Source organism: Stratiformator vulcanicus (assembly GCF_007744515.1).
Lineage (GTDB): Bacteria > Planctomycetota > Planctomycetia > Planctomycetales > Planctomycetaceae > Stratiformator > Stratiformator vulcanicus.
Window position 1 is genome coordinate 2,346,505 of record NZ_CP036268.1, and the last position, 14,932, is coordinate 2,361,436.

The following is a 14,932-nucleotide window of genomic DNA, read 5'->3' on the forward strand; positions in this document are numbered from 1 at the left end:
TTGAAGCTGCAACTGGTTGTTGCCGTTTCGTCAAGAATTCCCCACCCGGGGAGACCGAACTTAATGAACTCTTCAGACGACGCTCACATGAGCGGGTAAACTCCCCACATCACCGGCTGACAAAGATCGACGACCCGGGACCGACCCGGCGACGAACGCCCGCGGAGGATTGCGATGCCGACTTTTCAGTACGAGGCCATGGATAACACCGGCCTCGAGATCAAGGAAACGATTGAAGCCGCGACCGAAGCCGAAGCCACGGCTGCGATTCGCGAAAAAGGCTTCTACGTCACCAAGATCACCGAGAAAGATCGAAAGAAAAAGAAGAAGGACGCGGCCAAGGGCGGGGCTGCCGGCTCGAAAAAGAAGGGCCCGCAGGCCAAAAAGACCTTCACTATCGGAGGCGTGGGGGCCAAGCAGTTGACCGCCTTCACGCGTCAGCTCTCGACGCTCCAGGATGCCGGCCTGCCGATTCTGCGAAGTCTTCGCATTCTGGAAGGTCAGTCCAAACCGGGGGCGCTCAAGAACTCCCTGATGGGGGTCATCGAAGACATCGAAGGTGGAGCCACGCTCTCCGAGGCGATGTCGAAGCAGCCCAAGGCCTTCGACCACCTCTACGTCAATATGGTCAAAGCCGGTGAGGCCGGTGGCGCGCTCGAGTTAATTCTGCAACGTCTGGCCGACTTCAAAGAGCGGTCGCAGAGCCTGAAGAAGCGGGTGCAGGGGGCGATGATTTACCCGGCGTGTGTGATCACCGTCGCGTCGCTCATCGTCTTTTTCATCATGTATTGGATCATCCCGAAGTTCAAAGCGATCTTCGAGGGCTTCGGCACCGAATTGCCGGGCATGACGGTTGCTCTGATCAACACGTCCGACTTCGTCGTCACCTACTTCTATCTGCTCCCGGCGATTCCCTTCGCCTTCTGGCTGTTCATCAAGATCGTCAAGAAGAACAAGACGGGAGCCTATATCGTCGACTGGATATCGCTGCGCATACCGTTGTTAGGAAAGATTATCGAGAAGGCGACCGTCGCCCGTTTATGCCGGACCCTGGGGACGTTGATCGGTGCGGGGGTGCCGATTCTCGAGGCCATTCTCATTGCCAGAGACACCGCCGGGAACGCGGTCTTCAAGCGGGCCTTCGACAACATCTACGCGGCCATCCGCGAGGGGGAATCGATGGCGGTCCCGCTCAAAGAGTCCCGCATCGTCGACGACATCGTGGTCAACATGGTCGACGTCGGGGAAGAGACCGGTGCGCTCGACAACATGCTCTACAAGGTCGCCGACGTTTACGACGAAGAGGTTCAGACGCTCGTCGACGGCCTGATCAAGATGCTCGAACCGCTGATGGTCGTAGCGCTCGGTTTGATCGTGGGATTCATCGTGATCGCCCTCTTCCTGCCGCTGATCAAGCTGCTCAACGATCTTTCGTGAGTGGATGAATGTGCAAAATCGAACAGGGGGCCGAAGGTGTGTGTTGCAGAACGCGGCATGCCTCGGTGGTTGTCTGATTTTGCCGCGTTCGCCGTAAGGCTCTATTGAATAGAAGGTTGCGGCTGATTCAGTGTGATTGGCCGGTTTCGGAACGGAATTTGACACTTATGGCGCCGGGCAAACGGTTTTTTAGCCCTGCCAGGAGATCACTACCCATGCAAGCGCTCAACGAACTTTCGCGACCCTTCGATCGCCATCGCGGCTCCTCGCGAGCTGGCTTCACGATGATCGAACTGCTCGGCGTAATCGTGATCATCCTGATCCTGATGGCCCTGATCATCCCGTCAGTCGGAGCCGCGATGCGGGTCGCCCGCAACGCGAAGGTGCGGGCTGAAATCACAGGTCTCGATACGGGCTTGTCGACCTTCAAGAACGAGTTCGGGGCGTTTCCACCGAGCCATATCACGTTTCCAGAGCAGAATGGAACTTGGTCGAACGAAACGCTTGCAGTGCTGAGAAGCATGTTCCCGCAAATCAGTATCGATGCTGCTTTGGAGCAAAGCTTGGTTGACGCCCAGATCATGAAGACCGCGGGGAACGGGTCTCGAGAGTTGAATGGCGCGCAGTGCCTCGTGTTTTTTCTCGGGGGGGTACCAAGGGTGAGCGGCGGTGCGGCTACGACTGAGATGATCGGATTCTCGAAGAACCCGAAAAACCCGTTTCAGCAGCCAGCCAGTGCGTCATCCGGATCACGCATCGGTCCTTTCTACGAGTTCGATGCGGGTCGGCTAACAAGCGGCGTCATCGGTGGGGTGACCTACGACACCTTTGTTTATCTCGACGGTTTTCCTTCAAGCTCCCAGCCCTACCTCTACGCCAGTTCGTGGGAAGGGGCGGGCTACGAGGTCGGAACCGGTGCGACGGCTGTCGCCGCTCAGGCCAATAGCGACGTGCCCGCGCTTGTTCGTGAAGTGAGCGCAGGTGTTTTCGAAAGCGGCCCGTATCGTCAAACCGCGAATGGCACGCACTGGAAGGCGCAGTCGTACCAGATTATCTCCTCCGGCATTGATCAGAACTTTGGTCTGGGCGGCGTGTACAACCCGGACGATACCTCGACGCTGATCGAAGCCGATCGGGACAACATTACGAACTTTTCCGATGGCGGCACCCTCGGCGGCTAAGCGCCGTCCGACCACACGGGACGTCTGCCGTTCGGTCCTTACTCTTGAAACAACTGATGCGCTCAAACGACCTCAATCCGGCCTGCCGACGTCGACGAGGATTTACCGTCCTCGAACTGCTGGCGGTCATTCTCGTGATCACCGTCCTGTTCACGCTCGTCACCGTCGCCTCAGTCGGATTCATCGCACAGGCCAAAGAAGCCGCGACGAAGACCACGCTGCAAAAAATTCAGGGCATCCTCAATCGCCGCATCAGCGGGTTCGAGAGATTCATCACCGAGCAGGACGAAATTCGGCGAACTAAGGGCCAAAATCCCCTCACGCCGATTCAGCGGAAAGATCTTTTCCGTCAATACTTCCCGATGACGGCGGCCGAAGGCGGCTACAACGCGGGCACCTTCGATTTGCATGAAGAAGTCCTCTACAAGATGCTCACCGAGGGCGAGTCGTTCGGAGTTGAGGAAGTCGATACCGACGGCTTCACAGCCGCGGAAATCTCTGACATCGACGGCGACGGCAACATGGAGTTCGTCGACGCTTGGGATCAGCCGCTGAGGTACTACCGCTGGCCGACCCGGTTGGTGAAACCGGGCGGAGACAATGACGACATCACCGATTCCAGTGATGTCGTTACCAATTCTGCATTCGACGGCGATGCCCGTCAGACGGCGTTCATTGTGCTGATTCCCTCGGCCCCGTCGGAAGAGTCGCTTGACCGCGATCCTGATGATCCGCGCGGCAGCATCGGAACGCTTAATCCGTCGAATTATCACGACAAAGACACCTGGCATGCGCCCTTGGTCGTCTCGGCTGGGCCGGATCAGAATCTCGGTCTGTTCGAACCGGGAGCCGTGGCCAACTCCGGCCACCTCGCCGCCATCGAAAATGCCGAAGCCGTGCAGGACAACCTGAGCAACCTCGCACTCGCCGCGGGAGATTAGTGAAAGGCCAGAGGCGAGTGGCTAGAGAAGAGCAGGCGAAATTCAACGAGCGAACGAAGAACGATGAGAAGCATTCAGCACACAATACGACGCAGCGACGGCAGTCGGCCGCGGGCCAAGTTCCCGGCCGCTCAACGTCGCGCCCGCTTCTCCCTTCCTCTAATCTCTAGACTCTCGCCACTCGCCTCTGACCGCAGCGGCTTCACCCTGATCGAACTGCTCGTCGTCACGGTGATCGTGATGATCCTGATGACGGCCACCTTCACGGTCGTCAGTTCCACGATCGACGGCGACCGCGTCCGCGGCGGCGCACGGCAATTGCAAAGCATGCTCGCCGGCGGCCGCGACCGCGCGATCTTCTCCAGTAAACGCAGCGCCGAACCCCGTCCGATGGGCGTGCGGTTTATTAAAGACGAAAACGGCGACTACTGCCGCAGCATGGTGTTCGTGGGGGTCCTCGGGGCATTTACGGAGGGGCGGATTCAAGTTGACACCGGCGACAATCGAACGTTGGGCTGGAGCGCGGATTGGGAATCGCTTTACGATCGCGGGTTACTTGTCAACGGGACCCGATTGGCCGTCATTGATCCCGTCAGCGATGTCGAGCACTGGTCGACCGTCGTCCTTAACGTGAGCGGACCGCCCAGTGCCAGCACCGATCTGACTGGAGTGGCGTTGACGCGAGATTACGCCGGCAACACGGCAACTAACTACGAATACAAACTCCTGCTGGCCCCGGAGATCCTTCAGAACGAAGAGCCTCGGTTGCTGCCTTCGGGCGTCGTGATTGACCTGGCGAGCATGTACGTCATGGGTTCGCTGCCCGATAGCTGGCGAACGATCGTCAGCGACGGCGGCGACGGCAGCGCGAGCCGAACGGCTCGGCGTAATGATACGATCGCGTATTCTGACAAGATGGACGTGCTGTTTTCCCCACGCGGCACGGTCTACGGCAGCCTTTCGGCGGAGGGTTTAATCACCTTCGTTTTAGCGGACCTGCAAGATGTCGCGCTCGGCTTCACGGTCGATGAGCAAGTGATTGACCGGACCACCGGCGACCCTGTCGTCACCACGAATGCGAACGCGATCGAGCGCACCGGCGACGAAATCTTAATGACGCTGGCGACACAAACCGGGGCGGCTTTCAGCTCGCCGATCGATGTCACGATCACGGGCAGCCCGCCGCTGCGGACCGACCCGTTCTTCTTCGCGGAGACGGGAGAGGTCGCGAAATAGGCTAGTGGCCAGAGTCGAGTGGCTAGAGAAATGAGTTGTGCGGACGTCTTAAGAATTTCTTGTGGGCGGTTGGCTGGAATGAAACTGAGAAACCAATGATCTCGCTGAGAACGACAACCCGACCTCGCAGCAGCCGAGCCGTTTTGCGGGCGCAACGTGCTCCGCGGTCGGTGTCTCCAAATACTCTGGCCACTCGCCTCTGGCCACTCGCCCCGCTGCAAAGCAGCGCCCGAGGTGCCACGCTGACTGAAGTGCTCATGGCGCTTCTAATCATGGGCATCGGCGTCGTCAGCGTCGCCACGCTGTTCCCGCTGTCACTGATGCGTTCGGTCCACGCGACGAAAATGACCAACGCCACGATCCTGCGCTACAACGCTGAAACGTGGATTAAGATGCAGGATATGGAGCCGCTTCGCGATCCGGATGGCGACGGCACCGACTTTAACGAGCCCAGTGATCGCTTCATCATCGATCCGATGGGCGCGGTGCGGCTCGGGCTTGATGTCAGTAATCTTGATGGTGACGGCGCAGATGGTGACGGGGCGGCTCCCGATGAGTTCTTTCCGTTCGGCACGCTCATCGATCGCCACGCCTTTGTTCTATCGACGGCCGATGTCTTCGATGGCGTCAACGCGGCTGAAGAGCAAGCCGCCTCGTCCACGGTCACGCTGCCGGACAGTTTTGTTGATGCCTTCGAAACGCAATTTCAACGGGTGACGGGGGCGCCGACTGCCGCGGAGAATACCACGCTTAACCCGGTTAGCCTGACCGATCACCGGTTGATCTTTAAAACCGTCGATGGCATCGCAGATTATGGCACCGACTTAAGAATCACGGTCTTTAACGGCAACGGCTCGCGCGCAGTGAGCCGGACCGTGACGAATATCGCTACGGACACACCTTCGGCTGGCAACACAGAGGTCACCCTCAACGCGCCGCTGCCGTATCCGCTGGTGTTCGATGCTGATGGCGATACGACGATTGATGTCACCGATGTCGCCGAAGTGGATCTGGGTGAAATCCGGGTCGAACTTCCCGAACGTCGCTACACATGGATGCTTTCGGTCCGACGAAACACGTTATCGTCCGGCTCGGAAACGGCGAATGTCGATGTCGTGACTTATTTCCGACGGCCGTACGGGAACGAGCTGTGGGACGAAAAACCCTATGCCTATATCGAAGGCGCGACGACGAATGACCCGTTCTATGTCGCATATGATCCCGCGACGGAGAATCGGCCTTCGGTTAAGCGCGGCTATTACTTCTGTAACTTAAACGAACTCCGCTGGTACCAGATCGGCGACTTCGTTCGTGAGTTCGACAATACGGGCGATCTGAACGGCGACGGTGATACCGATTTCGATCTGCCGGCCACCGCCCGCGTTCTGGAATTCAAGCTGACCCCGAGTTCGATCATCCCGACGGAGCCGGGGCGGGTGACGGGGCGGTTCGATTTCGATGATCCCAAGGACGGAATTAGTACCGCCGATAACGAATACCCCCTCGCCGTATTCCCTCGCAATGTGGTCGAGGTGTATCCGCTTAGCACATTATCCATCGCACCTTAATTTATTCGACCGAGTCGTCACGTGTTGCGTTCCGCCAACAAATATCAATCGCCGCAAAAAGCCGGGCACTCCGCTCGCCGCGGCTTCACGCTCGTCGAGGCGCTCGTCTCGGTCGCGCTCGTGATGCTGATGATGGTGATGTTCTCGCAGGTGTTCGGCATCGTGGGCACCACGATCCAAACGCAGAAGGGGATCGCCGAGAACGACCAGCGAGCACGACTGCTGGTGAATCTGCTGCAGGGTGATCTGCAACGGCGAACGTATCGCGATGTCGTTCCGTTCTGGCCGGGTCAGAACACCAGTTCATTTTCGGATATGGAGCTTCGCAGGGGCTATTTTTCGATCTCTGAGAATGAGTCGAACAATCCGCTCGACGATGTTCTCGCACTCACGATTGAAACGACCGGCGATGATGTCATTTTCGGTAAGACGGCCGAATTAGCCGACATGGCATCCGGTGGAGATGCGTTGGATCAGCCGGAGTTTGATGACGGCGTTTCCACGGTGAACGGCGTTGGCGTCTCGACGGCGGCCGAAGTTGTTTATTTCTTGCGTGGCAAAAATTTATATCGCTCCGTTCTGCTGATTCGCGATCCATACGTTGATGGTGCTTCGGGCACGCAGGGACAGCCGAAACAGGATGGGGGTGGCGGCAACTATTTCAGCGATGTCGATAGCAGCAGTGCCTTCAGCTACTCGACTGATCCGCTGGCTTACCCGGCGGGGCCCAATCAACCCGATACCGCCAACGGTTATTCGGGCGTGTTCTGGCGGGACTTCGATTACGCGGCGTTTTATGACACATCCACAAATGTGACTAAGTTTCACAGCGTCGACTTTTCGTTGAGCAACGATATCGGCGGCGGGGGTGGGGGCGTCGTCAGTCTCAGCACGTCACCGCCGATTGATGTCCCGACGAGTTTGGGATTGCCTCACTTGCGATACGGCTCGTCACTTGCGGTTCTATCAGGCGCGCCGCGGGAATATCTCGACAACGCCACCAACAGCGGACCGTTTCTTGGACGGTTTCTAAAACGGGAAACGGCTGACGACACATTTCGATATCCCGGCGAGACCACGAGCGCCACGACGAACCCCTATCGACGAAACGATCTCACCGATTCCGATAACGACGGAGTAATCGACCTCTATGATGATTTTGTCGGTCGACGCAATGTCGAACTGTTGCTCACCGATGTCTTGGAGTTCGACGTCAAAGTGTTCGATGACGGGCTGACGCTGCCCGCTTTCGTCGATCTTGGAAATGGCGGCGGCGGCTTCTATGGCACGCCGTTTAATCCGACCGCAGATTCAACCTATGGAAATACGACCAACCTCGATTCTGGAAGCGGTTCGACCGGCGATTTTCAAGATGATTCGCGACGGCGGTACGATACTTGGCATCCGGCGTTGAATGAGAATACCTCGACTGGTCTTGGCGATCCGATTAACGGTATTGGAGTGCCCGCATATGCACCATACAACGGTGGCGATCGCTATTCGCAACCCAACTTCGGCTTGGGTGACGGCAACGAAGAGGCCCTCAAAGCCATCCAAATTCGCGTCGTCTTCAAAGACCCGTCAAGCGAGCAAATTAAGCAGGTGACGATTACACAGTCGCTGGTGGATTGAAGGGGTGAGAGTTCAACAAGCCGCACTTCCTGTGAAGTGCGGATCGAACGCGGGGAGCGGCGGAAAATGGTTCTCGCAGGTCGCTCTCTTGATCGGCCCGCGGCTCTCAGGAGCCTCGGAGTGATTTCAATACCAGCCAGAGGCGCAAGCCGATGGTCGATCAACGAGCGATTTTCCCGACGGCTTGCGCCTCGGGCTTGTATGTTGAGCGATTTGAAACCGCTTCTCGGGTTGTTGACGGCGGACGGCGAAAAGCGTTTTAAGAACTAACGTCCTCGGCGGGCCAATGCCTTGGACTACGGACAAAACCAATGCGATCACTAAATGCATCAATAAGTCACCACCTGCCGCCGCAGGCACAAGGACCCTGTGGGTCGCCGCGACGCGGTAGCGTGATTGTGGTGGTGCTGGGGCTGTTGGGGATGATGCTGATCCTGGGGTTCGTGTTCTTCACGATCGCCTCGCAGGAGGAGCAGAGTGCCCAGTACTTCGCTGAAACGGCGAAGGAACCGCGGTCGCTGGAACTCGATGCGACCGCGCTGTTCGATCACGCGCTGGAGCAACTGATCCTCGGCCCGGAGGACGGTCTTTATAACTCGGCCCTGTGGGGCGGCCGGGCCAGCCTGCTGGCCACACTCGTGGGCACCGACCTGCAACCGTTCGACGGCGGCGGCGTCAATCTTGTCATGGACACGAGCGGTACCGTCGCGGTTCCCTCGGTGGATGCCGACTACAACGGTTCGCCCGACGGCGCGAGCACGCAGTTTGCGCTGGAATTAAATCAATCCCCGGTCGCCAACAACCGCGGTGATGCGGATGACGATCAGCTGACGACCGGAGCACTCACCAGCACCCGCCTGCCACAGCCCGACGTTAACTACACCTATCCCGATATTAATTCCCCGTTTCTGGCCTATCGGGGCATTGAGCCGTCGACCGGCCAAGAAGTCATCATTCCTTCGTTTCACCGGCCGCAGTATCTGCGCAGTTCGGCTGATCCGGATTCGACCACCTGGTACAACACGGCGGCTCTGTCGAGCCGGGTGATGCGGCCTCATGCTGATCACATCGCGTATCTGAATGACGGGACGCGTTCGGGTGAAGATCGCTTCCCGCAGAATCCGGCCCTATTTCCGACGGCCGGCGTCTTCACATTTCGACCGGCCGGCTGGAGCGAAGGGCATTGGGAGAATGGCGGCACTTCTTCGACCTATGACTTCGACGCCGACCCGGATGGCGATGGCGTGAAAGAGGCGGTCTGGCTGGATCTCGACTTCCCGGTGCAGCAGACCTCGGACGGGTCGATCACCTATGTCCCGCTGTTCGCGATCACGGTGTATGACCTCGATGCGTTATTTAATCTGAACGTCCACGGCAACGCGTACGGTGACATTCGACTCGACAACACGACAACACTTAATAGCCAGGACTTCGGCGGCGGGCAGTCGATTTCACAGTCGAACATCGGGCGCTCGCCGCATGAGGTCAATCCGACATGGGCCTTCGATGCCGACCCGAACGGGGCCGATACATCGCAGCACCGGCGCTACCTCGGCATTCATAGTGGTGGCCCCGCTGATCGACAGATCGGCGAAGGCAGCGGAGCGGCCACGGCACAAACTCGCATTGCCGAGATGGCGAACCTGGAGTGGTGGTGGTTGCTGACGGGGCGGCCCGAACTCGACACGGCGACGGGCGACATCCTGAGCCTGGTTCTGGGCCGCTGGGGCGACCCGACGCGGCTGCGGAACGGCTACGAAAACGTGAATACCAACGGCTTCCCCCTGCCGGGCGAACCGACGGAAGATGATGACGGCAACGCGGCCTTCGGGTCGGCGGCTTCCGACACGAACAATGTCGTCTTCCCCAGCACCATCGCGGCGACCCTGCCGCACCGGCATCCCGTCGATCCGCGGGGTGAGGGCACTGATATTGCGTCAGGATCGAACGGCAAAGGCCGGTTGTTTCAGACCGATGCCGGGAAGTTTCGCTTCCCCGGATACGCCAACTATTGGACCCTGTCGGGAATCAGTGGCGGTGGCGGCGTGATCGGTTGGGGGAACGCGTTCAACAGTACGCTTATCTCGATTTCAGCGACGGGCCCGTTGTACGGTATCGGTGACTCAACCGGTGATTTGTTCACCGGCGGCGATGGCTTGCTGAAATACATTCTGACCGACGATCCGGGCGAAACTCTGCTGACGGTCGGTGACTCCTCCGACGCGATTTACGGGCCGGACGAAACCGCGGTGCTGCACACCTCGCAGACCGATCTTGATCAAACCAATACCGTCGGCCGCGTGCAGTCGGTCGCGCCGTTTAGTCTTAAGGAAGCGACCACTGCCGATGACATCCGCAGCCGCCTGACGGCGACGAGTGCGGATGTGAAGGCGCATGGGTTTAGCAAGATGGATGGTTTGCTGGCGACACCTTCGGTTGTAAGCAATCAATTTCTCTACACCGGCGAATGGGATGGTGACGGGAACTTCGACGACTTTCCGCCGCGTGCGGGAGGTGGGCCGCCCGTGGGCGATCCGCGGGAACCATTTCGGCAAGAAGTCCGCGAGCTGCTCCGGCACGACGTCGATCCGGTCGCGAAGCAGGGAGACCGAAATGAATTGCGGATGCTGCGGAAGATCAGCCCGAACCTTGTCGCGGCGGCCAATACCAATGGCGAAGTCGTGTTGCGACCGCTCATGACTCACCCCGCGACGGGGTTGTCGTCAGCCGATTTGGCGAGCCAATTGACAGTTCCGTCCACGACGTTCGGGATTCCCGATGCCTCGGCGGCGCTGAACGGTCAGCGGTCGTGGAACGTTGCCGGAAACCCGGCCTTGCAGGAGTGGCACGCTCGCCGCGATCGGCAGAACCTGGCTCGGGATATTTACGTTCTACTTTATACATTAAATGCGGAGCCCGGTTTTCAGCCGCTCGTGGCGCCGTCGGGAAGCGTCCATCCAGACCCGGACGGCAGTACCACGATTAATGAACGCCTCCGGGAGATGGCGCAGTTTGCCGTCAATATGGTCGACGCAGCCGATTCCGATAATATCTCGACCGTCTTCGTATACGACACCGATCTGTCGAACGGCTACACCCTTAACGACAACGGCTATGTCGACAACGCCGACACCGACCGCGAAGTCGTCTACGGGGTTGAGGCTCAGGAATTAAATCTGAATGAAGCGATGGTCGTCGCCACGCGGAAGATCAATGATTCCGGTTCCGATAAAGACCACCCGATGACGTCGTGGTTCGAGAAAGAACCGCACTGGTTTGCTTATCTGGAGCTGCAGCTTTGCGGGCCGGGGACCGCCGCCGGTGATCTCGACCTCAACGGCGACTGGCAGATCGTGACCGTCACCAGCGAGGTCGGTGCCGAAGAGACTTACACAACACTCACCGATGGTAGCGTGCTCGGGTCGAACAATCGGCTCTATACGATCGGGGCGACCGACTCCAGTTCCAACAGAATCGAGCGGGTCTCGCCCGATGATGCGGCCGAGCTTAATAATGCCGCGACGACCGGTACGGCCGACAGCCGGATGTTCGTCGACTTCACGCAGCTTAAAGCTGGCGTGACCGACTTCGACGATCTGTCGTTCGGTGGGACGAATCCGACCAACTCATTCGTTCCTTACAATAGCCCGCTCGACCTCGATCTATTGGTTGACGGCACGCTCTACGAAATTAATCAGGATTCAAACACGTCGGAGACCTATCTGGAGACGCCGGAGGTCGGAAACGCATTTACGGGCTCGGCCGAAGCTCGCGGCGTGAATTTCATCCGGTTCGTCGCTCCCGACCTCGACACGCTCGATTCCGGGACTTCGGTGAAATTCGTTCTGCGTCGCCGGGCCAATCCGGTCCGGAACGTTCCGACAGTCGCGGCCGACATCGCCGACGACGCGACCAACTACGACAACCCGTGGATTGTGGTCGACGAGATGGAGGTCGACGTCGACGCACTGGCATTGCTGTACGGTGACGACAATCTCGATACCGGGATGTACGCGTCTTACCCCAACTCACCGCCGGCGACGCCCGAAAGTCTGGCGAGTAAATTACAGGACGTGACCAGCACGAATCGCAGCCGGGCACTGAAGCGTGGCGCACCGAGCGATGCCAACTTCCCGACCGGGACCGACGTCAACTCGCACGACTTCAACCTGGCGAACGATCGGGCTCCGAATAAGTACACCGTCTGGCAGCCGCACTACGATCGGCCGATGTCGACGTTGGCTGACCTGTTGCAGGTGCCGTTATACGGGCCGGCGGAGTTGACCGTTCAGCTCTCCGATAACAACGTGATTGACCGTCGCCACATCGCGGCGGCGCGGTTCCTGTATCCGGACGGCCAGACGAGTTTTGGGGTCAATTCGATCACCTCGGACGGACGGGTCGGGTCGGGGGAATCGCTGCAGACCAACCTGTGGTTCCGGATGCTGCAGTTCCTCGAGATTCCGTCGTCGTACGGGAACTACGATTCCGACTATCCGTGGTTCGTCGAACCGATCGGCACCGCGGCCTTCAGCGGGTCGGCCGGATCGCGTGAGCGGTTCCGGCAGTTCGGAAAGATCAACGTCAACACGCTCCGCCATCCGCATGTGCTCGGCGGTATTCTGGATGATACGGACGTGGCCGGGCTTTATAACTACGGCTCGGTCGTCGGTCTGCGTTCGACTTCTGGTGAAACTTTTGATGGCACGACGAATGCCCGCGATTGGTGGAACAGTCTGATTTCAGCTCGTGACGGGCTCGACCCGGTCTCCGGGTCCCTGTACTTACCCGGTTTGCCATCGCGAACCGTGGGTGCCGACTACGCCGGTCCCTTCCGCGGGTTTGCTGATCCGCTGAAGTACGACGGCTCGGGGATCGACTATGCGGCGAGCCTTGGGCAGACGCTATTGCGCCGGCTGCCGGGCGATGACTTTAACGGAGTGCTTCCTCGGGGGCTGTTCGAACTGGGCGATGCCGACGAGCACGATCATGAATTCGATCACAACACCGACGGCATCGACGACTTGGATTTCTCCACCCGCTACCGACTGCTCGGCAAGGTGCTGCAGAATGCGACGACGCGGAGCAACGCGTTCGTGGTCTTCATCAAAGTCGATTTCTTCGAGGCGGTCAGCCGCGACCATGATACGAACCCATCAACCCCGAATGTGGTACAGATCGGCGGGAAGCTGCCGACCTCGCCGGGGAATCGGGCGGTGTTCGTGATCGATCGCACCCTGGCTCTCGAATCGCTGGAGGAGTCTGATTTGCCGCTCGATCCGAACCTGGCGGCAGGCGGCAACGCAACGTTCAGCTTCGCCCGCGACAGCGACGGCAATCCGGAGTTCAACTGGCGGAATCTGGTGCTGCATCGCAAGACGCTGCAATAGAGGTGAGTGTTTAGCGGTGAGAGGTGAGAGTCAACAAGCCGCACTTCCTGAGAAGTGCGGATCGAACACGGGGAAACGCTATATAGACCATTCCACTCGCAACGTGCGTTCGGCCCGCGGCTCTCAGGAGCCTCGGCTTGTGGGGAAGTCGTCGCGAATATGACTTCATAAGGGGTGCCGGTGTGCGTGTCGCCCCCGCATCAGGGCGCCTGCTGATATCTTGCACAATCGGCTGATCCGACAGGTTTCGTAGTTGAAGTGGTCACTGTTGAAATGGTCGCTGTTCAAGGAGATCACCGACCGCACACTACGGGGGCGACACGCCCCCGGCACCCGAGCGGCAATAGAGGTGAGTGTTTAGCGGTGAGAGGTGAGAGACAAGCCGTACTTCCTGAGAAGTGCGGATCGAACACGGGGAAACGCTATATAGACCATTCCACTCGCAACGTGCGTTCGGCCCGCGGCTCTCAGGAGCCTCGGCTTGTGGGGAAGTCGTCGCGAATATGACTTCATAAGGGGTGCCGGGGTGCGTGTCGCCCCCGCATCTGGGTGTTCGTGAGCTTCTTGCACCGACGAGTTTCCCGACAGGATTTCGAGCTTCGCAATGGTCGCGATGCAAGGCATGAGCCAAATCTAGCCAACGGGATCGACACGCCCTCGGCACATGGCGCAACCCGAATCAATAGGTTAGAGGACTGGTGCACCACCTCTTATCACCCCGCCGGTGATCGCAGCACTTTGCTGCCGTTCACGCGGCGGAAGTTGCCGCGGCAAACCGTCGGGCGCGTCCGATTTTTCTTTCGATCTCGAATCACAGCAAATGAGGCTCTGAACTCAAAACACGAAGAATAACAAGCCATATTCAATAATCATCGGGTAGCCCGGCCGATATTCGGCCGGGTGCCGACAGGCACACGATGCTGTTCGGGAAACTTACAATGGAGTGAGTCGTTTCCACGGTTCGATAGTTTTTCGAACGGCATCTTGTCGCTGCGCGACCCGGCCGACATGTCGGCCGGGTCACCCGTGTGAGCCAATTTCTCCGCTTGCAAAGGCATCGAAAACTTGTCGCTGGAGGACCCGTGTGGATATCGTGCAACAGGTGAGCAAGCCGCACACTACGGGGGCGACACGCCCCCGGCACCCGAGCGGCAATAGAGGTGAGTGTTTAGAGGTGAGAGGTGAGAGACAAGCCGTACTTCCTGAGAAGTGCGGATCGAAAGCGGTTTAGAGGGGGAATGGGTTCTCGTGGCTTGTCCCCGTTGAAGTGGTCACTGTTGAAATGGTCGCTGTTCAAGGGGATCGCCGACCGTACACTGCGGGGGCGACACGCCCCCGGCACCCGAGCGGCTCACAGGAGCCTCGGCTTGTGGGAGAGGCGGGTTGGGAATTGTTCGGATTGACCGATTTTCAGCAGATTCTCCCAAATCGTGTTGAGATCGGTTAGAATCTACGTATCTGAGAATAACTGGGTGTTCCGAGGGGCGGGCATCCATTCGACACAGCAGTCATTTTGTACGTTCAGGTTCCAACCTTTGGGCGGGCCG

General features: G+C 58.9%; 7 protein-coding genes. All 7 read left to right on the forward strand.

The window, feature by feature from the left end:
- Positions 1-174 precede the first annotated feature (174 nt).
- The 7 genes from Pan189_RS09255 (at position 175) to Pan189_RS09285 (ending at position 13,385) form a co-directional block, all read left to right on the forward strand.
- Complete coding sequence (locus Pan189_RS09255; protein WP_145363639.1) at positions 175-1,437, forward strand: type II secretion system F family protein; 1,263 nt, start codon at positions 175-177, stop codon at positions 1,435-1,437.
- A 215-nt stretch (positions 1,438-1,652) separates the two neighbouring features.
- The gene (locus tag Pan189_RS09260; protein WP_145363640.1) at positions 1,653-2,618 is read left to right on the forward strand and encodes a type II secretion system protein; all 966 of its coding nucleotides are present in this window, start codon (positions 1,653-1,655) and stop codon (positions 2,616-2,618) included.
- A 56-nt stretch (positions 2,619-2,674) separates the two neighbouring features.
- Entirely contained in the window at positions 2,675-3,559 is an 885-nt protein-coding gene (locus Pan189_RS09265; RefSeq protein ID WP_145363641.1) for a type II secretion system protein, read from the forward strand.
- 63 nt (positions 3,560-3,622) lie between these two features.
- Complete coding sequence (locus Pan189_RS09270) at positions 3,623-4,795, forward strand: pilus assembly FimT family protein (protein ID WP_145363642.1); 1,173 nt, start codon at positions 3,623-3,625, stop codon at positions 4,793-4,795.
- 257 nt (positions 4,796-5,052) lie between these two features.
- A complete protein-coding gene (locus tag Pan189_RS09275) occupies positions 5,053-6,363 on the forward strand; it encodes a hypothetical protein (RefSeq protein ID WP_145363643.1) in 1,311 nt (436 codons plus the stop codon).
- 21 nt (positions 6,364-6,384) lie between these two features.
- Positions 6,385-7,995, forward strand: a complete 1,611-nt coding sequence (locus Pan189_RS09280; RefSeq protein ID WP_310821283.1) for a PulJ/GspJ family protein — start codon at positions 6,385-6,387, stop codon at positions 7,993-7,995.
- 311 nt (positions 7,996-8,306) lie between these two features.
- On the forward strand, positions 8,307-13,385 hold the full coding sequence (locus Pan189_RS09285) for a hypothetical protein (protein WP_145363645.1): 5,079 nt from the start codon (positions 8,307-8,309) through the stop codon (positions 13,383-13,385).
- Positions 13,386-14,932: the final 1,547 nt, after the last annotated feature.

Excerpts from the sequence above, each read along its gene's own strand:
- Pan189_RS09255 (WP_145363639.1), top strand. The coding sequence starts at position 175 with ATGCCGACTTTTCAGTACGAGGCCATGGATAACACCGGCCTCGAGATC.
- Pan189_RS09260 (WP_145363640.1), top strand. The coding sequence starts at position 1,653 with ATGCAAGCGCTCAACGAACTTTCGCGACCCTTCGATCGCCATCGCGGC.
- Pan189_RS09265 (WP_145363641.1), top strand. The coding sequence starts at position 2,675 with ATGCGCTCAAACGACCTCAATCCGGCCTGCCGACGTCGACGAGGATTT.
- Pan189_RS09270 (WP_145363642.1), top strand. The coding sequence starts at position 3,623 with ATGAGAAGCATTCAGCACACAATACGACGCAGCGACGGCAGTCGGCCG.
- Pan189_RS09275 (WP_145363643.1), top strand. The coding sequence starts at position 5,053 with ATGGCGCTTCTAATCATGGGCATCGGCGTCGTCAGCGTCGCCACGCTG.
- Pan189_RS09285 (WP_145363645.1), top strand. The coding sequence starts at position 8,307 with ATGCGATCACTAAATGCATCAATAAGTCACCACCTGCCGCCGCAGGCA.